Raw genomic sequence first — 20,888 nt, 5'->3', positions numbered from 1 at the left:
CGGACAATACAAGCCCCGGCGCTCCTGCGCAGCGCCGTCGGCCGTCCTGCGCAGCCCCGCAGGCCCTCCTGGGCACGCCCGGCGCCCTCCTGCGCAGCCCCGCAGGCCCTCCTGCGCAGCGCCGTCGGCCGTCCTGCGCAGCCCCGCAGGCCCTCCTGCGCAGCGCCGCCGGCCGTCCTGTGCAGCCCATTGGCCCTCCTGCGCAGCCCCGCCGGCGCTCTTGCGCAGCGCCGTCGGCCGTCCTGCGCAGCCCATTGGCCCTCCTGGATAAGCCCCGACGCCCTCCTGTGCGGCCCCGGTGGGTCTCCTGCGCAGCCCCGCAGGCCCTCCTGCGCGGCCTGGGCGCCCTCCTGCGCACCCCCAGTTGGTGTCCTGCGCTACACGAGCCGCCGTCCTGCGCGGCCCTCGCGACCCTCCTGCGCGCCCCCGTCGGGGTCCTTCGTCATCCTCGTCGGGTTCCTGCGCAGGCCCGATGGGTCTCCTGTGCAGCCGCGGCGTCGTCTCGCGCGCCTTTCGTGGTTGCAGCGCAACTCTTTTTCCCTCCTCCCTCGTGCACCGCCTCCGCGGCCCGCTACCCGCGCCGCCAGACACGCCGCCCCCCTCGATTCGATGCGCGGCACACCGCCTCTCCCAGCCTCGGCCCGAGCGCTTCTTCGCGGCGCGACCGACTCGTGCTCTCCTCTGGCCGATGCCTTGTTCGCCGATACCCTCGCCGATCTTCCGGCCCCTCATTCCGAGGGGCGCTGGCCCCGACAAGGAGGCGTATTTTTACCATGGCAAAGGCATCCACCACCACGTCGTCCAGGACCGACAAGGCCGCAACGAAGCGCGCGTCGCGCGAGACGCGGGGCGCGCCTCGCTCCTCGACGGGCGCAGCAGCGTACACGCTGAGCGCCGCCCGCGAGGCCGAGCTCCTGCGAGAGGCCGAGTCGCTGGGCGACAACACCGTGATTTTCCCCGGCAAGCTCGCCCGGCGCGTCATCTGGTCGAGCCGCATCCAGCTCGCCGCCGAGCGCGACGCGGCCGATCTCGTCCGCACCCCCTTCCCCGAGGACGAGCCCGCGCTGACACGCGAGGAGATCCGCGCGCTTCGCGACAAGATCGAGCTCCTGCGCGTCACGCAATCGCGCTGGCAAGCCGTGCAGCAGCGCCAGGAGCGGGCCATCGCGATGTTCAAGGGGCCGGCCGCGGAAGCCGCCCTGCACCGGCAAACGCTCCTCCGCTTCTTCGATCTCCGCTTCAAGAACAGCCCCGAGGGGCAAAAGCGGCTCATGGCGATCCGCGCGGGCAGCGGCGACGCGGATCTGGTCCAGGACGTCTCCGACCTGCTCTTGCTCTGCTCCGAGCACGCGGAGGCCCTCCGCAAGGCGCCCCGCGGCGAGGGCGACGCGGCGGCCCGCCTCCGCGCGCTCTCGCCCGAGCTCGCGCGCATGCTCGCCGACAAGACGTTCTCTCCCGAGGCGCAGCGCGCGCGCAAGCTCCGCGACGCCGCGTACACGCTCGTCATGCACGCCGAGCGGCGGCTGCGCGCCGCCGCGGAGTACTGGTATGCCGGCACCGACAGGATGAAGGATTATGCGCCCTTCCCCGTCTCCCGCGGCGCCGCGTCCACCGGAGATGAAGAGGAAGAGGAGGAAGGCGAGGCCGCCGCGGAGAACGGCGCGACGGAAGGCGACGCGTCGGAGGAGGGCGCGACGGAAGACGGTGCGCTGGGCGAGGACGAAGACGAGGGGTGATCGCCCCAGGCCGCGGCCGGCGCGTCAAGGAGGGGGGCGCCTGGCGCGTCGCGAGGGGTCGAGGCTCCCCCGCCAGCGCGCCGGCCCGGCCGGGCGCCACGCGGGGGAGGCTCGGGCGGGGCCGGCGGCTGCGGGGCGTCGTGACCGTCCGCGCGGCGCCGGTCACCTATCCCATCAGGGGCCTGGCTGCGGCGCGGCCTGGCACGTGCCGGCCACGCACGCGAGCTGCGGCGGTGGCGGGCACGGGGCGCACTGGAGGTTCCGGCACGCGGGGGGGCTACGGGCGTTGAGCTCACGGAAGAAGTCTCCGCTGCCGTCGTAGATCATCAGGTTGGACGCACTCGCGACCGCCCTCGACGAGATCGTGCCGCAAGAGCAGCAGCGGTCGGCCGCGGCCACGATCACGCAGTCCGACGCGGCAGCGCAGGTCGCCGGGCCGGGCGGCAGGGGCGACCCCGTCGGCCCGCCGGCGACGGTCGCCGTCGATGCCACAGTCGGCGTCACGGCGGCTTCGGGCGGCTGCGCCGCGCCCCGCGGGCGCCCACCCGGACGGTGTGCGTCGCCGCACGCGGCCAGCAGCGCGGCGATCGCGATCACGAGACGACCAGCTCCTCGGCTCAAGCTCGTATGCATTCCGGGGGAACGGTCGACCCTCCTGCCCCCTTACAGTGCTTCACGGGGCACGTGCGGGCGGACCGCGTAGGACAGGACGCCGACAGCAGCCCCGTGTCGAGCAGGCCCAGCGCTTGCACGCTGCGCCCTCCCACCAGCGTCAGCGGGAGCATCGGCGCAAGGCTTCCGGCGACATGCTCAGAGGCGCGCGCCAGGAAGGGGAACTGCTGACCCGTAACAGACAGGTTGCGGTTCCTGTTCGGTGCGCAAGGTCTGGAGGAGCGTCTCGGCCGCCTCAAACGCTTGGTCGGGCGACCACACGGCGTAGGACTGGCCCGCCCGGAGCGCAGGCGGCTCCTCCGCCTCCGTCAGCTCCTGTGCGAGGAACTGGATCAGCTTGAGCTTGTCGGCACGCGGCAAAGGCTGGATATCCGGGAGCAGCTCCACGAGCGACATGACGCGTCACCTCACTTGATTCTCAGCGATGAACTCGTCGCCCAGCCCGGGGCGCCTCTCGTCGTACCAGCTGGCCGCCGCACGAAGCTCAGCGCGCGCTTCAGGATGAAGCTCGACCCGCACGCCGCTCCTCGAGCTCCTTCAGGATCTCCGCTCGCGCCGTGCCCCAGTCGACCGTCTGGACCTTACCCTCCGCGACGTCGCGCGCCCGGCGCGTCAGCTCACCCGTCCACGCAGCAGCGACCTCCTCGGCGTCGGGCTCCTCAAGGCTGGAGAGCACTTCTTCTGCCAGCCGGGCCCGCTCGTGGCGGGGCAACAGCAGCACCTGCGCGAGAAGTTCCTCGGTGGACATAGGGGAGCAGTAGCATGGCTCGGGTCCGCCACGCACGGCGATGCGGCCTCCAGCTCGACGGCCCGCCGCACCCGCGCCAGGCTGGTTTGCTCGCGGGGCAGAACAGGCGATGGTACCGGCATGCCGGTGCTTCTCCGGGCCGCGCAAACACCGGTCGAGATCCTCCGAGGCAGGTGTTTCGCCCCACCTACGGGTGGGGGCCATGACGGCAAGGATTTGCCCGGGCCGAGCGACGTAGCCGACGGCGCCGATGGGAGGGTCGGCGGCGATGCGTGCTCGGTGGAGACCGTGACCGGCGGGCTGCCGTGGTGAACCCGTGCGAGGGCGAGCTCCCGAGCGTCGGCGGCAAGAGCGGTGACGGGTCGCCCGGCGGCGCGGAGGACGGGCGCGACGGCGAGCCGACCCCGACGCCGAACCACGGCAAATACGGACTGCGAGGAAGCGGGGAGGTGGCCGACGTGGGCTGCCAGTTAGTATGGACTCCGGGGCGCCCCTCGACGTCCGAGACCAGCCCGCTGCTCGATTCGCCGGCGCCGAACGCGAAGCGCTGGTGGTGGCGGAGCTGGCCCTGATCGACGTTCTCGGTGAAAGACCAGTCGAAGAGGGCCGAATCGTTCATGGCGGCGGTGCCCGGATCGCGCGGTGCGAGCTGATGCCAGACGACGCCCGCGGAGGATTCGGCTGAGCTGTCGGTCACGGCGACGATCGCACCGTAGACCCTCCGGTGTCGTATTGAAACCTCCAGGGCCGTGCTCTAGGTCCAAACGGCAGCATGGGGAGCGCACCCGCCAGGGGCCGGCAGCAAAGAGACGAGGGCTGTCATGAGTAGCCGTGCACAGGTGCTGTTTCAGGTGGGCGCGTGGGCGTGGGTCGTCACCGGGATCGGGCACCTCGCGATCACCGCGCTGCTGCTCGGTCGCCCCGCGACGCCCGCCGCGGAGACCGCGGTCCTCGGCGCGATGCGGGCGCACCGGATGACCATGATGGGGGTGTCGCGCGACCTGCTCGGCCTCTTCAGGGGGTTCAGCGTGGCCATGGGCCTGGTGCTCGCGCTGCACGGCGCCGTCGGCGTGCTCGCCGCGCCCGCCCTCGCCGCGCTCCCTGCTGTCGTGGCGCTGAACGCGGCGGTGTCGCTGGCGCTGCTGGCCATCGCCGTCCGCGCGTTTCCGCCGCCGCCGATCGTGACCATGCTGGTCGCGACGGCGTGCTTCGGTTCGGCGCTCGTGGGGCGCTGAAAAGGTCGGAAGCCGTCTCGCAAAGCGCCTCGCCCGCGCGAAGATCTCGGCTTCAAGCCCGAGTTCCCGCGCCTCCAGGATGCGATCGCGGCGGGCGCGTGATGTTCTCCAGTCGTCCAGGTCGGCGGACGCGCATGCCTCAACACGCGCGCCATCGACCACAGTCGGTCAACGAGCGCCACGAGACGCGGGGCACCGCTGGATACGGCGCTCCACATCGCCGGTGAAGTCGGGTAAGTCCGCGCCACAGTCGCGAGGCGGCGGCCCGCAGGCTGGGGCGTGAAGGCGAATGGGAGGTCTCGGCGATGACCTCAGCGGTCGAGGATGGCTCGCGCCCGCCGCTCGCGCCGGCGGCGAAGCTCGCCTTCAGCCAGGCATCGCGGGAAATGCCTACGTGAGGTTCGTGAGCGGCCCGGTGCAGTACGCCGGCGCGCCGAACGTGGTCCGGGTGTCGCCGAACAGGTTCAGGATAGAGACGAGCAGGTTGTTGTGCGGGAGGTTCGGGTACCGGACCCAGCGCCCGGTGCGCAGGCCCCCGCCGCCGCCGGCCAGCAGGAACGGCATGTTCGTCTTCATGTGGGTCGGCGGATCCGAGATCTCGGAGCCGAAGAAGACGACGCTCTCGTCGAGCAGCGAGTGCCCGCCCATGTCGACCTTCTCCATCTCCTGCAAGAGATAGAGGTGCTGCTCCGAGTACCAGGTGTAGATGAGCTCGCACTCGGCCGGCCTGAAGCCGCCCATTTCCTGGTAGAAATGGTGGTGCTCGGTCAGGTTCAGCCACGGCAACGTGTACTTCGCCTCGGTGTCGCTCCACTGCAGGGTGCCGACCGCGGTGATGTCGCAGGCGAGCGCCATCACCAGCATGTCCGTCATCAGCTTGCCCACCTTGGGGATCGCCGCGTCGGTCGAGGTGTCCTTGATCGAGCCGGGGTCGTCCGCGTTGAGCCCCGCGCTCGGGTTGTAGTCGGACGTGTCGACCCTCGTCGGGACCCGACAAGCGCTCGTCGCAGCCGGCGTGCTGCTGAGGCTCTGCTCGATCTCGCGGATCTTCGTCAGGTGCTGGTCGATCTTCTGCTTGTCGGCCGCGCCGAGGCGCGCGGAGAGGGCGGCGTAGCGCCGGTCGAGGAAGTCGAGGATCGATTGCTTCCGCGCGAGGCGACGGGCGGCGTCGTCGCTGGCGCCGGGGTTTAGCGTGCCGAAGAGAGCGGTGAAGATCTCCACCGGATCGAGGCGCGGCTGGATGGGGCTGTACGGCGCGGCCTCCTCGAAGTTGGCGATGTTCATCGGCGTCATCAGGCCGTGGGACTTGCCCGTCGCCCAGCGCACCGCGAGCTGGATGCTCGCCTCCGCCGTCCGACCGGCGGAGATCCGGGAGGCGATCACCTGATCGATGGACGGCCCCCTCCCGTAGCCGCCGTTGTTCGCGCCCTCCTGCGACGTGCCCGTGAGCCAGGCGATGATCCCGCTCTGGTGCTGCTCACCGCGCGCGCTCTTCATGTCGAGGCCGTCGACGACGAGCAGCCGGTCCTGCACTGGCGCGAGCGGCGCCAGGATGGGGCCCAGGGTGAAGCTCGTCTCGGTGCCGGTCGGACGCCAGCGATCGATCAGGGTCCCGCCGGGCGTGTAGACGGCGAGGAAGCGCCGGGCGGGGGCGGGTTGCGCGCGCGCCAGGCGCTCGGTTCCCATGATCTCCAGCCACGGGAGCGCGACGGCGATGGCGCCGGCGCCTCGCAGCATGGCACGTCGGCTCAAGCGGAATTTCGACATACCCCTCTCTCCTGTCGTCGGGATGGCCGACCGAGGCCCCCGAGATGACGCGCCTGCTTCGCTGTCACGCCTCGTCCGCTCCGGACGCACGGAGGCTTCCTCATCGAACCACAGGCATTCTTGATGAGGAGTTCGAGGTCATCGCGAAGGCCACGAACGGAGCTTCCGGCAGCGCAGAGAGCTCCAGCATCGTTCTGGCGAATCAACGGTTTCACCAATGGCAGTAGCAGATGGCCATCGGACCGGCTCACCACGAGAGCAGATATTGCCGGAGCGAAGTTTTCCCGTCGCAGCGTGAACCTGCAGCTCACCGCGACGTGGCATGCCACAGCATCTCGGTCGCAGCCCGCCTGGGATGATAGAGCTGTACGACAAGCTTGCTCTCGGGGTCGATCGACGCGATATTCGGCCCCTTCTTCAAGTTGCAGCGAATGCAGCATAGACGCAGGTTGTCGACATCATCCGAACCACGATGTTGCCTTCCGATGATGTGGTCTACCTGGTGGGGCAAGATCGATGCGTCCTGCGGAAGATGGCAGTACTCACATGCCCCCTGGGCGCGCCGCTGGACCAGCTCTCGCGTGTCGCTCGGCAGCTTCACGAGGCCGCGCGCAGGGTCCATACCTCCTCTGCCTGAAGCTTGAGGAGGCTGAGCATGTCGTTGAGACGGACGACCTCGGCATACTCTCTGTGCTCTTCAGGCGTGAGGACGCCGCTTGTGCTCTTCTGAGCGAGCTCCTCGACGCGGGGCGCCAGGTCCTTGCTGACGGCGTCGAGCGCCGCCTCGAGCTGCTCGATGGTTCGCTTCTCCATGAGGTTCTCCGTCTTCAACGCCTCGCGTCAGCATGTCCTCGGTCTGCCGTCGGTTCAAGGTCCGCCACGGCCCTGTGGCCGTGCAGCCCAGCCGCTGGGCAGGCCCGCTCGTAACCGAGCTGGGAGCATTCCTCGCCGCCGTCGAGCCGCCCGTCTACGTCAAGTCGGCAGCATGCCTGCGGACCAGCAGACCGGCCGCATCGTCGTCGCGGCCGTGCGAGCTGCGAGGCGGCGTGTCGTCCTGTCGCAGGGGTGGGCCTGCCGTGGTGAACCCGTGCGAGGGCGGGCTCCCGAGCGTCGGCGGCAAGGGCGGCGCGGCGTCCAAGAGGGCGCCGGGGGTCACGCGGCCGCGATCCGTTCGGTGTCCTCTCGCCGGGCGCGGGAGCGCGGCGGTGGCCGCTGGCGGGCGGGTACGACGAGGCGGCGGCTCAGCGCTTCGGAGGTTGAAGGCCGGCCATGGTGACGGACACGAGCCGGCGGACCGCCGCCAGCGAAGGCATGCTGCTGGCCGCCGAGAGCGCGTGCAGGCAGAAGCTCGCGAGCTCGGCGGGGGGGACGTCATCGCGGAGCCTTCCGCGCTTCGCGCCCTCCGCGATCAGGTCGCGGAGGAGCTCGCTGAGCTGTTGATAGCCCCTGGTGACGTGCTCACCGTGGCGCAGCAGGGCGACGAGCTCGGTCCCGTGCTCCTCGTGGGTGATGCGGGCGTAGGTGCCCAGGGCGATCTCGAGCCGGCGTTCTGGATCGCCCGCCTTGTCGCGCGCGGCGAGGAGCTCTGCGAGGTGGCGGCCGACTTGCCGCTCGTGCCACGCGACGAGGATCGCCTGCACGTCGGGGAAGTACTTGTAGAGCGTCGCGCGTCCGATGCCCGTGCGCTCCGCGACCTCCGACATCGTGACCGCGGTCACCCCTCTTGGCTGGTTCAAGGTCGATGATGGCTTTGTCAGTATGAAATCATGAATCGGCCATCATTCCATCGTGGAACGTCCATCGTCGAGTCCCGCGGGCGCGACCCCGGACGTCGAGCATTCCTTCGATTCGGCCTTCGTCCGCGCTTTCCACCGGAGCGCCTCGGGGAGAACGCTGGCGGCGGCAGCGAGCGCGTCCTCTCCGCCGATACGCGCGATGAGGGGCGCGAGCTGCTCCACGCCGCCCCAGCGGCTCAGGGTCGAGACGAGCGAGACGTCCTCCGCCGCGTCCCCAAGGCTCCCGACGAACAGCCTTGCCGCCGTCGCGAGCGACATCCAGGGAGCGCAGCTCACCACGCTCTCCAGAGCCTCGGTGCCCCGGTCGTCGTGGTAAGCAGCGACGGCGCGCGCCGCGAGCGCGGGGCGCGACGGCTCGGGGGCGGCGAGACAGAGCGCCGCGAGGGCCATGATGCGCGCGGTCTCCGAGCCACCTCCGCCGCCACCTTCGGCGATCGCCACCGCCGCATCGAGCCCGAGCACCTGGATCGCCTCGGCCGCGTGATCGCACACGAGCCCCGCGGCGACCCACGGGGGATCCAGCGAGGCCACCGCGTCGCGCGCCGCTTGCACGAGGGAGCGGCCTCCCTCGGTCGCTGCGGCGCAGAGCAAGGGACGAGCGGCGAAGATCCCGCCGCCACAACGCTCTCGGATGATGCCGAGCGCGCGCTTCGGAGCGCCGAGCTCGGCGAACCGCACGGCCAGCGCGGAAGCGGACGGGAGCGCCTCGGCCAGAAGCCGCGAGAGCTCGGCCATCCCGAGGAAGGGAAGCAGCGCCGCGGTGCATGCGCCGGTGTCGTGCCTCTCGGCGCCCTCGTCGTGGTCGGCCAGGAACGCATCGAAGGACATCGAGACAGCGAGGGTCCGCTCCGCATCGGGCAGCCCTGGCAAGAGGGGCGCCAGGGCGTTCGCTCGGGACGTCGGTGGAAGAGGCACCGCCGCGCGGAAGATGGCGAGCGCCTGGTTCCGCCCCATCCCTTGCGCCGTGGCGAGCCGCGCGAGCGCCTGCCCCGGCTTCGCGCTCGACAGCGCGCGCTCGACGGCTTGCTGGACGAGCGCTTCCGCCTCGGCGCGCGGAAGGAAGTCGGCCGCCGTGAGCCACGCGCTCAAGGTGCCGTCGGGCCCTCCTTCCGCGCGCCACGTGGCCGAGACCGCCCACCGCGCGAACGTCGACGCCTCGTCGCCCGGTGCAGCGCGCGCCGCGGCGAGCAATGCGAGCGCATCCTCCCAGCCATCACCGCGCCATGCCGCGCCTGTCCGCCTCACGACGTCGAGCGCGGGCGCCTCGATGCTGGCGCGCCGCGAGGGCGAGGCGCGCGCCGCGAGAGCGAAGAGTGAGACGGCGAGCGCCCGCTCCGTGTCGTTCCACGCCTCCTCGTCAGCCCGGTCGGCTTCAGGAGGCCACGCGCGGTGCAGCGTCGCGAGCGCGCCCTGCGCGAGCGCGAGCCGCACGAAGCTCGACAGCGCGTCGGGCGGGATCTCCCTGGCCTCGGAGGCAAAAAGCGGTGCCGACATCGAGCGTCGCACGCGCCCTAGCTCCGCCCGACGCGCAGCGAGATCCTCGCGCGAGCGCGGCCATGCCCACCGCGGTGCAGCGAGCGGAAGGAGATCGGCGCGCGGTGCGCCGGCGGAGACGAGGTGATCGCCGGCGTACCGACGGAGGTAGGTGACCGCGCCCCGCTCGCCTGTGTCGACGCTCTCCCAGGTGCGAACGAGCGCTCGGGAAGCCTCGGCGAACCGCTGCTCAGCGAACGCGACGTGCTCCGGGTGCGCGGCCACCCAGGCGGCGCGCAGCGTTTCATGACGAAAGCGGATCCGGCGACCCTCTTCACGCCACTCTAGAATCGGCTCCACGGCGTCGCGGTGCGTGTCGAGAGAGCCGGTCACCTCGGCGACGTGCGCGCCGAGGAGCGGCGCCAGCTCGGCTGCGTCGAGCGGCGCGAAGGCGCACGCGAGGGTCGTCATGAGCTCTTCCAGCGGAGCCGCGCCACGGTCGCGGAGCGATCTCGCGATCACGTCCACATGGGCGCCTGGACCTGGACCGTCCACCGCCGCCCAGGCGAGATGGTCGCGGAGAGATGGCTCGACGTCCTCCAGGCGGAATCCGCCGACCGAAACATACGTCACGTCCGCGGCGCGTAGACCGAGCCGCTCTGCCCACCGCTCGGCAACGTCGCGCGCGCCGGAGACCGTCACCAGCACACGCGCGGCGGGGCCTGGCTCGTCCAGCACCGAGCGGCGAGGGTCGTCCGGCCAGTCCACGCAGGCATCAGGCGCGAGCAAGCCAATCAAGAGCTGCGGCTGGCCGTCCTCGCCGTCCCAGTTCACGATGCGGTTCACGAGGCTCGTGCGGACACCGAAGTGAAGCTCGTCGAATCCTGTGCCTTCGGGCCACGGGCCAGCCGAGAGCCGCGCGAGCACTTCCTCCTCGAAGGCCGCGCCAAACGTGCGTCCGGCGTGGACGAGGAGCTTCAGGGTGCCAGGACCCGTGATCGAGCGGAAGAGGCGTTCAACGACCGTTCTCTTCCCTGCGCCGGAGGGACCATGGACGACGCACGCCGACGGGCGCCCCGCTTCATGCCAGGATCGCAGTGCCTCGAATGCTCTGGACTGGCTTTCACCAAAGAACCGTCCCTCCATCGAACTCTCCTCAATGCGGGGATAATACGTCATCTTCGCCGGTACTTCCCGAACTTGCCGCGCTTTCCCTCCTCCCCTACCACCGCGTGGCTGATTCCGAGGTTGGCGAACATCTGCTGGCACAGGTCGCAAGGGTTGACGCGGTTACCGCCTTTACTCTGAAATGTCTCGATCGAGACGTTGGGGTTGTCGAATTTGGCTTTGAGCCGGCGGTTTACCTCTGCCTCCTTTTCCTCGCTGGTCATCGGAACGAATGGCTGCCTCTTGGTCCCCCTCTTCTTGCCGGCGTTCTGCTCGCCTTCGACCTCGGCGACGATGTCATTCTTCATGCGCTGGAGCGCTTGAGTCTCGGCGCACGAGTTCTTGTGGTAGCTGTGCGGGATCTGTCCACCTGCTTCGGGCTTCTTGTTCCTTGCCTCATCGATATTGTATCCTTCGTACAGCACCGTCGCCGGCCGCGTGCTGTTGTCGACGATGCGCGTATAGACGAGCCCCCACGGGTCTCCGTAGCCGAATGGATCGTTCCTGGCGTAAGCGAATGTGTTTAGCCCGCCGAGCGGCTCCACCGGATCCGGCGAGATGTACCGGCCGAGCGCCGGATCGTAGTAGCGGTAGCGGTTGTAGTGGAGCCCCGTCTCCGCGTCGGCGTAGTGCCCGAGGAACCTGAGCGGCGTCGCCGCTCGCGCTCCCTCGCGCATCGCGGCTTCGCCCCACGCCGTCCTCGCGATCTCAGCGGTGATCTGGCCGTCGCCGCCGAGGAGCCGCTCCGGGAATCCAGCCAGGTCGTTGACATAGTAGACCCACGCGGCTTCGTGGGTCTCGCCGCCGCGCCGGACGCTCTCCCGGTGCGCCAGCGGCTCGCCGTCGTCATCGAAGCAATACCACCGCTCGAACCTCACCTCGTCAGCGTCGGTGACCTCGTGCAGCAGGGTGCTCCCGTGCCAGTAGAACCGTGTGCGCCGGAGGAGCTGCCGGTTTCCGTCGGCGCCTCTCCGGTAGACCTCCTTCTTCAGCCGCCGCGCGAACGCGTCGTACGCATATTCGATCACGCTCCCGTCCGGCAAGACCACCTCGGACAGCGTACCCGCCTCTGCCCACCTGTACGACGTGACGCGCTCGCCCGCATCGGTCCGCGCGCGCCGCTCGGTCAGCCTGCCGAATTCGTCCCAGACGAGCGCTGTCGCGCCCGCGCGCACGAGCAGATCGCCGCCGCCGTACTCCCGGCTTGCGCCCGTCCTCCGCCGCCCGCCGGGCTCGATCTCCTCGACCACATTGCCCAGGCCATCGTGAACGAACCGCCAGATCTGCCCGCCCGGCTCTTCCAGGGACACGAGTAGCCCTTTGTTGCTGTACTTGTAGGAGGTGACCGCGCCGCTCTCGTCGCAAACCGATGTGCAGCGCCCGAGCTCATCGTACGTCGCTTGCCAGAGCACGACGCCGCGCTCGTCCGAAGCCTCGACGGCGTTGGCGTGGTCGTCGTAGCGATAACGCCGGCCCCGCCCGTTGGGGGCCATCGTCTGCAGGGGCAGGCCGCGCGCGTCGTAGCGCAGCTCGAACAGCGCGCCGGTGGGATCCTTGATGAGGACCGCGTCCTTCGTGTACTCGACGACCGTCTCGCCGCCGCCCGGATCGACGACCCGGGTGATGTCTCCGTTCGGCAGGCGCTCGATGTGCGTCTCCTGGCCGAGCGCGTCGATCACGCGCGTCTCGTTGCCGAGCAGGTCGCGTTCCCAGCGTGTGGTCGCGCCCATCGCGTCCGTGTACGACGTCAGGTGCCCGCGCGCATCGTAGGTCCGGGTGAAGACGCGGCCGTTCGCGACCGCCTTGTCGGCTTTGCCGTGCGCGTTGCCAAAGTACCGGAACACGCACGCGGCGTCGGCGACCTCGCTGTAACCGTGAGGGCCGTAGTCGATCTTGACGTGGTGGATCCCCTTGGCCCTGGTGTGCCCGTCCGCGAGGAGTTCGGGCAAGTCGTCCTCGAGGCACGGATCGACGCCGCTCTCATGCTCCCCCCACGTCTCGATGCCGCGCCCCTCTCGATCGTAGCGGAAGAAGAAGACCAGGCCTGTCGGCAGGCGGTACGACGAGAGCCGATGGTCGTCGTCGTACGTGTACGCCGTCGCGTAGCCGTCCGCGTCGGTGACCTTGGCGAGATTTCCCGCTGGGTCGTGCTCGTACGTCGCGGCGCGCACGATCCTCCCGGAGGCGCACACGATCTCGAGCGCCGCGATTCGCCCCTCGTGTGTCGTCAGGACACGAACTGTCCGGCCAACGGAGTCGACGATGCGCGAGAGCGATGCTCCGCGGTAGTGGAGCTGGATCCGGTTCCCGGCGCGATCCTCAACTCGAGCGAGGCGGAAGCGCCGGCGCGCCGGGTCGCCGAGATCCGGCTCGAAGATTCGCCGCGTGCCGTCGGGCACGTCGAGCGCGAACCCCTCCTCGTGCCGGTGGAGCACCCATCCGTGCGGTCCGATGACGCCCGTGCCCCGCTCGACGACGCCGAAGGACACGTCAAGGCCGTCGTCCGTCCAGACCTTCGCGCCGCCGCCGCGGCGCAGCTCCACCTCCCAGGCGAAGCTGTGCGTCCAGCCGTGGCCGAGGCCGATATCCCGCTCGCGGCTGGTCGTGGAATACGAGCGTGCGAGCTCGAGCGGCAGCGGCCCTGGAAGATCGAGGTCCACGACGGGCGCGGTGAACACGCGACCGGTGATCACGTCGATGGGATCTCCATGCGACGCCGCGCCGCTACTGCTCCCGCCGTGGTGCTGGGGGCATCCGCCGCCGTCCTTCCCGGGGGAACCGCAGGCGCTCTTGCCACCGCCGCTGGCGCCGCTGCCGCCGTTCTTTCCGTCGGAGCCTTGGCCGTTCTTCGACCCGTTGCCGCCGCGCGCCCCGCTCCCGCCGCCTCCTCCTCCTCCGCCCATGACGAAGACGCCGGGGTTCATGCCGGGGATGGCAGGGATGTTCGGGACCGGGGCGGTACGGGCCATGCGCCGAGGATACGCCAGCGGACCGGGCGTGCGGAGCGGCTGCGGCAGGAAGGGCCGGCGGGGAGCCCGGGTCGCCCCAACCCGAGTCGGCCCAACCCGAGTCGGGTGCGGTCCGCGCAGGGCGGGCCTGCCCTCGCCGGGCGCGGGGGGCGCGGCGGTGGCCGCTGGCGGGCGGGTACGACGAGGCGGCGGCTCAGCGCTTCGGAGGTTGAAGGCCGGCCATGGTGACGGACACGAGCCGGCGGACCGCCGCCAGCGAAGGCATGCTGCTGGCCGCCGAGAGTGCGTGCAGGCAGAAGCTCGCGAGCTCGGCGGGGGGGACGTCATCGCGGAGCCTTCCGCGCTTCGCGCCCTCCGCGATCAGGTCGCGGAGGAGCTCGCTGAGCTGTTGATAGCCCCTGGTGACGTGCTCACCGTGGCGCAGCAGGGCGACGAGCTCGGTCCCGTGCTCCTCGTGGGTGATGCGGGCGTAGGTGCCCAGGGCGATCTCGAGCCGGCGTTCTGGATCGCCCGCCTTGTCGCGCGCGGCGAGGAGCTCTGCGAGGTGGCGGCCGACTTGCCGCTCGTGCCACGCGACGAGGATCGCCTGCACGTCGGGGAAGTACTTGTAGAGCGTCGCGCGTCCGATGCCCGTGCGCTCCGCGACCTCCGACATCGTGACCGCGGGCACCCCGCGCTCGGTCGCGATGGCTGCGGCCGCATCGAGGATGGCGTCGCGGACCTCCCGGCGGTGCGACTCGAGGGTGTCGTTCCAGAGCTTCGGCATCGCCCGCATCCTACACCGAGACGGACGGATCGAGGCGAACTGGATTGACTGGATACACTATGTATCGTAAAACCATCCGGTCGCTCCCGGAGCCGCGCGGCCGGAGGCCTGAGCTGGCCACGTCTTCACCTGGCCCGGGTGCCGATGAGCTCGGCCGGAGAGCCCTCGTCGCCGGGGCTCGATCCGGCGAAGACGGCGAAGAGGAGGAACGACATGGTGAAGCTATTCGCCTTTCTCACCAGGAGGGAAGGCATGGATGTGCGCGACTTCGTCGACTACTACGAGAACAGGCACGTGCCGTTCATCTGCAGCCTGGCGCCCGTTCCCGCGGTGTACAAGCGCAGCTACCTGAAGCGAGGCGACGCGCTGAACATGGAGGATGCTGCGATCGGCTTCGACGTCGTGACGGAGACCGTGTTTCCGGACAGGGCCGCCTTGCAGGCGTGGCTCGGGAAGATCTTCGCGCCAGGCACCCGCGAGCGGGTCGTCGCGGACGAGGAGAAGTTCCTCGATCGGTCGCGGTACTGGGCCTACGTCGTCGAGGAGCGCGTCACATCCGAGAGCTGTCGATGATCTGGGCAATCCGCGGGAATTCGGGGGAGGTCACCGACGAAATCCGCGTTCGATGCCGGTGAAGACCCGCTGAACGCCGGCGATCACGTGGCCGCGGTCTTCACCGATCCTGCGCGGGACGGGATGATCACCGACATCTCCACATGTGCGTCCTCAGTCGCGTCCTCGTTCCGTTGTCGTCCGTGTGCCTAACGCCTTGCCAATCTGCTGCGGGGCAGGCTGCCGAGCGAAGCGCGGTTGCCCGAACCGTCAGCCGCATTGGCATGTTCGGCACCCGGTCAGGAAGAACGAATCACGCGACCGCCACCGCAGCTTGCGTTCTCCCGTCGTCATTTTGAAGGGCCGCGCGTCTTTCGTCGGCGCGCGGGCTGCCGCCCCGATGCCGCCCCGAGGCGCTTCTGAATCGCAGCCTGCGTTTGGCGGGGCAGCGTCGCGAGGTACTCCTCCGACAGCGCACGAAGCATCGCGTCCGGCAACGCGAGCACCGCCTGCGCCTCGGTGAGCCCTGCGAGGCGCTGCTCGGGCGCGAGCCCCGCGAGGCGCTGCTCGGGCGCGTACGCCTGCAGCACCTGCTCGGGCGCGTACGCCTGCAGCACCTGCTCGGGCGCGAGCCCCGCGAGGCGCTGCTCGGGCGGCAGCCGCGCAACGAGGCGTGCCAGCGCCTGCTCGAAGCTCTCGACGACCCGCTTTTCGTCCTTCATGTGCCGCTTCCTCTGCCCCGGGAGGGGGTGTCGAACCTGCTCGACATGCTCCAGGAGCGCCCAGAACGCCGCGACCTCCGCCGGGGAGAGCGCCGGGATGCCGCCGGGGTCGGCGACCATCCCAGGGGTCACAGTGTACAGCAGATGCTCGCCCTCGCGAGCGTTGGCGGCCACCGTCTCCACCACCCGCAGCGGGAAGACCCCGAGCCGCCCCTCCTGCGTGCCCGGCCCGGTCGGTGTGAGCGTGCAGCCCAGCGACCTCAGCGCCTCGGTGAAGCGCGGGGTCAGGCGGGGCGCGAGCACGCGGAGGGCGACCGCGCCGGGATCGTCGATCTCGGCAACCACGAGGTACTGGAGCGCGTACGCGAGGAGCATGCGCGCGTCGTCGCGCTCGAGCTCGTCGGTCGGCCCCTTGAAGTGCACCAGCGTGTGCTCGGCCAGCTCGCCCACCACGCTCGTGAGCAGGCGCGGCCTGGGTGGGGCTCCGCGACGGCTGCGACGGAGGATGACGATGTCGACGCGGAGCGGCTCGCGGGCGAGCTGGAACTCCGAGATGCACTGGTACCAGCCCTCGGGGAGCACGTGCTCCAGGAGCGCGACGAGCACCGGGTGCCAGGCGGTGTAGACGCGAACACGCCGCTGTCGCTGCGAGGAGCGAACCTCGCGCGCCGTCGCCATGCGGTTGCCCTTCGCCATCAGGAGCAGCGCTACCACGACCGTCGCCGGCCGGCGACCTCGTGGCGCGGCGCGGTGACATCGGCCACGACGTACTTTGCCCCGCGGCGTTCCCGCCCGTATCGGGCGTCGGGCGACAGCAACCGTCGGCTACGCTCTCCGGCGCCGAACGATTTGCGGGTGTGCTGCGGGGCGGCGTGCCGAGCCCCGCGAGGCTCGGCGCGCCGTCAGCACCAGCCCCCTGTTCGGCGGCGCTCAGCATGCTTCCCTCCGGCTGGGCCGCGCTACGACGAGGCCGCGAAAGACCCCGGTGTTCGTCCGACGACGCGCTTGAAGTCGCGCGCGAAATGGGCCTGGTCGGCGTAGCCGAGCGAGGCGGCGAGGTCGGCGAGAGGGGGAGGGGTTGCCGCCTTGAGCTGTTCGGCCGCCTCGTGCAGCCGATAGCGGCGGATGACCCATTTCGGTCCCACGCCAACGTAGTGACGGAACCGGCGCTGGAGCGAACGAATGTCGACGTCGAGCACCGTCGCAACGTCGCTCGAACGCAAGAGCGATGGATCTCGCATCATCCTTTCGGTGATGTCGCGCGTGCTCTCGGCATCGCGGCTGAGTGGCTGAAGACGCGTCGCGAGGAACGCCTCGGCGATCGAAAGTGACTCCTCGAATTCCGGCGCGCGGCTGAGTGCGCGTGCCCAGAGCTCACCGTCCTTCCCTAGCACCCTCGCAACCCGAACCGTCCGATCGGTGAGGCTCGACATCGGCGCACGGAGAAGATGCTGAAATGCGGCCGGGCGAAAGGTGATGCCGAAGACGCGACCGGCGCCCTGGCGAATCATTTCCGTTCGGCCCGTGCGCACGCCGGCGACTTCCTGCTGACCCCCGAGCTCCACGGTGAGGCACGCCGTGGGATGCAAGAGGCCCTCGGCGGTGAACGGCGTTCGCAGGTCCCACGCTACCGCCCAGAAGTGATGCACGAACGGGGCGAGCGCCTCCGACGGCGCGACGCGACGGCTGACGAGCAAGCCGTCAGGGCGCGTTCGTTGCAAGACACCTCGCGGCGGGGGCAGCGGACGACGTTCTCGTGCCAGATCCATCGCGTCGAGGATCGCGCATGTGTCGCGTTTCTTCAAGACGGAACCCTCACCCGCCTGCTTCTCTCGGCCCATGCGCAGCGGAATGGAAGCCGAGCTCGGGACCCTCTGTCGGTCATGTGGACTCTGTTGCGACGGGTCGCTGTTCGGGGGCGTCACCCTCGAGCCCGAGGAGCTCCCCGGCGCGCGCAAGAATCGCCTCCAGGTGCTCCAGCGAGGGAACGCGTTCGAGCAGCCGTGTTCGTCGCTGTCGACGCTGGGGGCCCAACGCGCATGCTCGATTTACTCCGACCGTCCTCGCGCTTGCCGTGCCTTCACGTGTCGCCTCTACGACCGCCAGCGACACGACGGCGGCCCGCTCGAGGCGCGGCTCGAATCGGTACGGCGTGTCCGCGCGCTTCTCGGGCTTCTCGAGACGACGACCGACGAGGAGGCCCTGCGAGGCGCTATTGCGGAGCTGACCCGACGAATACAAGCGGACTTTGCGAGAGCCTAGCCTTCATGCGACCGGTCGTGGCACCACGCTCGCCCGCCGAACGCCCTGGCGCTCACCCGCGGGGCGCCGCGCCGGGCCTAGCCCGGCACAGGTGCGTCGTCGGTGTGCAGCGCCTAGTTGGGCCGCGTCTCGCCTCTTTCGCGCCATCGTGCTCACTAGTCGCCTCCTCCCGCCGCCCTTGCCCGCTACGACGACGAAACGCGCTCCTCGGCGATGAAGCTGCGTCCCGCGAATGTTCGGTCACTCTCCGCGACTTCCCACCACTCCTGCTGCTCCATCGGATACCCGAGGTCACCAACCTCCCAGCCATTGATGGCGCCGCGGTAGCCGGCTGCCAGCCCAATCAGCGCCACCAGCATGGTTCGCACGAGCGCTACGCGGCGCAGGTCGGCGACCGTGTCATATCCGTTGGGGGCCATCAGTCCTTGATGCACTACGATATCTCGCCCACGCAATTCTTCGCGAAGATTCTTGGTGAGCTTCAAGCCGTATGCAAGGAAGGCGCTAGGAACGACATTTCCTGAAGCGAGTCGGCACGCACCCTTGACCTTCATCACGAGTGCGTCCTCGCGACCCTCTACGGCATGCTCCCGAATCGATTCCTTGTTCTCTCGCACCCACGCCTCCCACGCATCCTTGCTCTTGACGTCCAGCGGATCTCCCTGGCCCCTTTGTTTGAGTAGCCAGAAAGCGAATGCTTCCAGTCCAATCTGAAGGTGCATGTAGTCGAAGTCGAGATGCCTCTGCATCGCATCGAGGTACATGTCAAGCGCAAGCCAATAGCTCTTGTCCGAGTGAGGCAATTGTCGCCATGCGGCACTGATTTTCTCGAAGAAGAGGGAGGGCCAGGAGACGTCGATCCATTTGTCGTTGTCGCGCTCCAGGGGCACGGGCGGGAAGCTGTGTTTCTCGAGATGCCGTCGCCTGTCGAATCCGATCGTGCACGCGACGGTCCGCCGACTCAAGTCTAGCCCCACCAACATCGGCATGCACAGCTGGCGGCCGAGCACGAACTCGAGCACCAGAAAATCCCGGCCGACGGCCTCCATCTCTGGCATCCCCGTGCCGTTCGTGTCGACGACGAGATGCCAGGCGATGCTGCTTCGATCACTACTGCGATGCTGAACAAGGTAGTACTTATACCGTCCGAACAAGGCAAAGTGACGCCGATGTCCAGCAGAAGGACAATCCGCAACTCTGCGTTCAATGATGAGATTGCCGCTGAAATTGATCTCTCGCATGCCCTCGACGACCCCGACCCACAGCGATGGCGCATCTCCTTCGACAGCGGTCCACGTTCCGGCTTCGATCGTGACAACCTCGCGCATTCCGAATTCTTGGGAGACGCTCATGGACCGGCTTATCCTGAGAATCATGTGCCCGTGGAGGCGAACGCCCCCGTCCAGCATCCCGTCAAGCTGGGCATCCATGGGGAAAGGCATGAGCCCGGCCAATCCATCGCCCCCAACCGTCACTTTCAGCCTGTTGTTGTGCAGAACCAGGTCTTGCACCGAGTCGGAGAGATCGACGCCACCACATCGAAACTGCTCGACGCGACCGAACTTCATAGGGACTGGCGTCCAGCCGTAGGCGAGAGCGCACAGAAGACCGCGAACCCCATCTGGCACGGGAACGGGCGGGGTGAGGTCGGGAACGTCGACGTCTTCTACGTCGCCTTGCTGGTCCTTCATGTCCTACCTCTCGACTATCTCCCCCACCATACGCCGGTCGAGACGCAAACACCAGCCACTGGATAGTCGTGGCCCAACGCCTTGCCAATCTGCTGCGGGGCGGGCTGCCGCGCGAAGCGCGGTTGCCCGAGCCGTCAGCCGCATTGGCATGTTCGGCGCCCGGTCAGGAAGAACGAATCACGCGACCGCCACCGCAGCTTGCGTTCTCCCGTCGTCATTTTGAAGGGCCGCGCGCCTTTCGTCGTCGCGCGGGCTGCCGCCCCGATGCCGCCCCGAGGCGCTTCTGAATCGCCGCTTGCGTTTGGCGGGGCAGCGTCGCGAGGTACTCCTCCGACAACGCACGAAGCATCGCGTCCGGCAACGCGAGCACCGCCTGCGCCTCGGTGAGCCCGGCGAGGCGCTGCTCGGGGGCGAGCCCCGCGAGGCGCTGCTCGGGCGCGTACGCCTGCAGCACCTGCTCCGGGGCGAGCCCCGCGAGGCGCTGCTCGGGCGGCAGCCGCGCGACGAGGCGTGCCAGCGCCTGCTCGAAGCTCTCGACGACCCGCTTTTCGTCCTTCATGTGCCGCTTCCTCTGCCCCGGGAGGGGGTGTCGAACCTGCTCGACATGCTCCAGGAGCGCCCAGAACACCGCGATCTCCGCCGGGGAGAGCGCCGGGATGCCGCCGGGGTCGGCGACCATCCCAGGGGTCACAGTGTACAGCAGATGCTCGCCCTCGCGAGCGTTGGCGGGCACCGTCTCCACCACCCGCAGCGGGAAGACCCCGAGCCGCCCCTCATGCGTGCCCGGCCCGGTCGGTGTGAGCGTGCAGCCCAGCGACCTCAGCGCCTCGGTGAAGCGCGGGGTCAGGCGGGGCGCGAGCACGCGAAGGGCGACCGCGGCGGGAGCTTCGATCTCGGCGACCACGAGGTACTGGAGCGCATACGCGAGGAGCATGCGCGCGTCGTCGCGCTCGAGCTCGTCGGTCGGCCCCTTGAAGTGCACGAGCGTGTGCTCGGCCAGCTCGCCCACCACGCTCGTGAGCAGGCGCGGCCTGGGTGGGGCTCCGCGACGGCTGCGACGGAGGATGACGATGTCGACGCGGAGGGGCTCGCGGGCGAGCTGGAACTCCGAGATGCACTGGTACCAGCCCTCGGGGAGCACGTGCTCCAGGAGCGCGACGAGCACCGGGTGCCAGGCGGTGTAGACGCGAACACGCCGCTGTCGCTGCGAGGATCGAACCTTGCGCGTCGCCGCCGTGCGGTTGCCCTTCGCCATCAGGAGCAGCGCTACCACGACCGTCGCCGGCCGGCGACCTCGTGGCGCGGCGCGGTGACATCGGCCACGACGTACTT

18 protein-coding genes are annotated in these 20,888 nt (G+C 69.6%); 4 read left to right on the top strand and 14 right to left on the bottom strand.

The features are described 5' to 3' along the window. Positions 1-773: 773 nt before the first annotated feature. Positions 774-1,736: an ATPase gene (locus WMF26_RS01365; RefSeq protein ID WP_437998826.1), complete on the top strand. Its 963-nt coding sequence runs from the start codon at positions 774-776 to the stop codon at positions 1,734-1,736. A gap of 174 nt (positions 1,737-1,910) precedes the next feature. On the opposite strand, the gene WMF26_RS01360 is transcribed toward WMF26_RS01365, so the two are convergent. From WMF26_RS01360 to WMF26_RS01350, 3 genes are all read right to left on the bottom strand, one after another. Further along, on the bottom strand, positions 1,911-2,240 hold the full coding sequence (locus WMF26_RS01360) for a hypothetical protein (protein ID WP_437998825.1): 330 nt from the start codon (positions 2,238-2,240) through the stop codon (positions 1,911-1,913). Positions 2,241-2,546: 306 nt separating this feature from the next. Beyond that, the gene (locus tag WMF26_RS01355) at positions 2,547-2,804 is read right to left on the bottom strand and encodes a hypothetical protein (protein WP_437998824.1); all 258 of its coding nucleotides are present in this window, start codon (positions 2,802-2,804) and stop codon (positions 2,547-2,549) included. 100 nt (positions 2,805-2,904) lie between these two features. Further along, positions 2,905-3,156 carry an addiction module protein gene (locus WMF26_RS01350; RefSeq protein ID WP_437998823.1) on the bottom strand — a complete coding sequence of 84 codons (252 nt, stop codon included), beginning with the start codon at positions 3,154-3,156 and terminating at the stop codon, positions 2,905-2,907. A gap of 821 nt (positions 3,157-3,977) precedes the next feature. On the opposite strand from WMF26_RS01350, the gene WMF26_RS01345 reads away from it, so the two are divergent. Beyond that, complete coding sequence (locus tag WMF26_RS01345) at positions 3,978-4,391, top strand: LIC_13387 family protein (protein ID WP_437998822.1); 414 nt, start codon at positions 3,978-3,980, stop codon at positions 4,389-4,391. Between the two features lie 390 nt (positions 4,392-4,781). Here WMF26_RS01345 and WMF26_RS01340 read toward each other — a convergent pair whose 3' ends face one another. The 7 genes from WMF26_RS01340 to WMF26_RS01310 form a co-directional block, all read right to left on the bottom strand. Next, on the bottom strand, positions 4,782-6,128 hold the full coding sequence (locus WMF26_RS01340) for a DUF1552 domain-containing protein (protein WP_437998821.1): 1,347 nt from the start codon (positions 6,126-6,128) through the stop codon (positions 4,782-4,784). A 337-nt stretch (positions 6,129-6,465) separates the two neighbouring features. Then, positions 6,466-6,780, bottom strand: coding sequence for an HNH endonuclease (locus WMF26_RS01335; protein WP_437998820.1), 315 nt, complete (start codon positions 6,778-6,780; stop codon positions 6,466-6,468). Next, entirely contained in the window at positions 6,756-6,971 is a 216-nt protein-coding gene (locus WMF26_RS01330; RefSeq protein ID WP_437953534.1) for a hypothetical protein, read from the bottom strand. The genes WMF26_RS01335 and WMF26_RS01330 overlap by 25 nt, the downstream gene beginning before the upstream one ends. 428 nt (positions 6,972-7,399) lie before the next feature. After that, complete coding sequence (locus tag WMF26_RS01325) at positions 7,400-7,894, bottom strand: TetR/AcrR family transcriptional regulator (RefSeq protein WP_437998819.1); 495 nt, start codon at positions 7,892-7,894, stop codon at positions 7,400-7,402. Positions 7,895-7,936: 42 nt separating this feature from the next. Then, complete coding sequence (locus WMF26_RS01320; protein ID WP_437998818.1) at positions 7,937-10,273, bottom strand: hypothetical protein; 2,337 nt, start codon at positions 10,271-10,273, stop codon at positions 7,937-7,939. A 329-nt stretch (positions 10,274-10,602) separates the two neighbouring features. Continuing rightward, entirely contained in the window at positions 10,603-13,563 is a 2,961-nt protein-coding gene (locus WMF26_RS01315) for an RHS repeat domain-containing protein (protein ID WP_437998817.1), read from the bottom strand. 193 nt (positions 13,564-13,756) lie between these two features. Further along, positions 13,757-14,329: a TetR/AcrR family transcriptional regulator gene (locus WMF26_RS01310; RefSeq protein ID WP_437953532.1), complete on the bottom strand. Its 573-nt coding sequence runs from the start codon at positions 14,327-14,329 to the stop codon at positions 13,757-13,759. A gap of 213 nt (positions 14,330-14,542) precedes the next feature. On the opposite strand from WMF26_RS01310, the gene WMF26_RS01305 reads away from it, so the two are divergent. Continuing rightward, a complete protein-coding gene (locus WMF26_RS01305) occupies positions 14,543-14,902 on the top strand; it encodes an EthD domain-containing protein (RefSeq protein WP_437953530.1) in 360 nt (119 codons plus the stop codon). Positions 14,903-15,231: 329 nt separating this feature from the next. Here WMF26_RS01305 and WMF26_RS01300 read toward each other — a convergent pair whose 3' ends face one another. After that, entirely contained in the window at positions 15,232-16,317 is a 1,086-nt protein-coding gene (locus tag WMF26_RS01300; protein WP_437998816.1) for a hypothetical protein, read from the bottom strand. A gap of 245 nt (positions 16,318-16,562) precedes the next feature. Continuing rightward, positions 16,563-17,408 carry an AraC family transcriptional regulator gene (locus WMF26_RS01295; RefSeq protein WP_437998815.1) on the bottom strand — a complete coding sequence of 282 codons (846 nt, stop codon included), beginning with the start codon at positions 17,406-17,408 and terminating at the stop codon, positions 16,563-16,565. Positions 17,409-17,442: 34 nt separating this feature from the next. Between WMF26_RS01295 and WMF26_RS01290 the strand changes: the two genes are divergently transcribed. After that, the gene (locus WMF26_RS01290) at positions 17,443-17,865 is read left to right on the top strand and encodes a YkgJ family cysteine cluster protein (RefSeq protein ID WP_437335418.1); all 423 of its coding nucleotides are present in this window, start codon (positions 17,443-17,445) and stop codon (positions 17,863-17,865) included. A gap of 185 nt (positions 17,866-18,050) precedes the next feature. Here the strand turns inward: WMF26_RS01290 and WMF26_RS01285 are convergent, their stop codons facing one another. After that, positions 18,051-19,556: a hypothetical protein gene (locus WMF26_RS01285; protein ID WP_437998814.1), complete on the bottom strand. Its 1,506-nt coding sequence runs from the start codon at positions 19,554-19,556 to the stop codon at positions 18,051-18,053. Positions 19,557-19,770: 214 nt separating this feature from the next. After that, positions 19,771-20,829 (bottom strand): hypothetical protein, encoded by a 1,059-nt coding sequence (locus WMF26_RS01280; protein ID WP_437998813.1) that lies wholly within the window; start codon positions 20,827-20,829, stop codon positions 19,771-19,773. Between the last annotated feature and the right edge of the window lie 59 nt (positions 20,830-20,888).

The organism is Sorangium sp. So ce185 (assembly GCF_051526825.1).
GTDB classification, from domain to species: Bacteria; Myxococcota_A; Polyangia; order Polyangiales; family Polyangiaceae; genus Sorangium; species Sorangium cellulosum_D.
This window is presented reverse-complemented; position numbering and strand designations above follow the sequence as displayed.

Excerpts from the sequence above, each read along its gene's own strand:
- WMF26_RS01365 (WP_437998826.1), top strand. The coding sequence starts at position 774 with ATGGCAAAGGCATCCACCACCACGTCGTCCAGGACCGACAAGGCCGCA.
- WMF26_RS01305 (WP_437953530.1), top strand. The coding sequence starts at position 14,543 with ATGGTGAAGCTATTCGCCTTTCTCACCAGGAGGGAAGGCATGGATGTG.
- WMF26_RS01335 (WP_437998820.1), bottom strand. The coding sequence starts at position 6,780 with ATGGACCCTGCGCGCGGCCTCGTGAAGCTGCCGAGCGACACGCGAGAG.
- WMF26_RS01310 (WP_437953532.1), bottom strand. The coding sequence starts at position 14,329 with ATGCCGAAGCTCTGGAACGACACCCTCGAGTCGCACCGCCGGGAGGTC.
- WMF26_RS01285 (WP_437998814.1), bottom strand. The coding sequence starts at position 19,556 with ATGAAGGACCAGCAAGGCGACGTAGAAGACGTCGACGTTCCCGACCTC.
- WMF26_RS01340 (WP_437998821.1), bottom strand. The coding sequence starts at position 6,128 with ATGCTGCGAGGCGCCGGCGCCATCGCCGTCGCGCTCCCGTGGCTGGAG.
- WMF26_RS01345 (WP_437998822.1), top strand. The coding sequence starts at position 3,978 with ATGAGTAGCCGTGCACAGGTGCTGTTTCAGGTGGGCGCGTGGGCGTGG.
- WMF26_RS01350 (WP_437998823.1), bottom strand. The coding sequence starts at position 3,156 with ATGTCCACCGAGGAACTTCTCGCGCAGGTGCTGCTGTTGCCCCGCCAC.
- WMF26_RS01290 (WP_437335418.1), top strand. The coding sequence starts at position 17,443 with ATGCGCAGCGGAATGGAAGCCGAGCTCGGGACCCTCTGTCGGTCATGT.
- WMF26_RS01330 (WP_437953534.1), bottom strand. The coding sequence starts at position 6,971 with ATGGAGAAGCGAACCATCGAGCAGCTCGAGGCGGCGCTCGACGCCGTC.
- WMF26_RS01355 (WP_437998824.1), bottom strand. The coding sequence starts at position 2,804 with ATGTCGCTCGTGGAGCTGCTCCCGGATATCCAGCCTTTGCCGCGTGCC.
- WMF26_RS01315 (WP_437998817.1), bottom strand. The coding sequence starts at position 13,563 with ATGGCCCGTACCGCCCCGGTCCCGAACATCCCTGCCATCCCCGGCATG.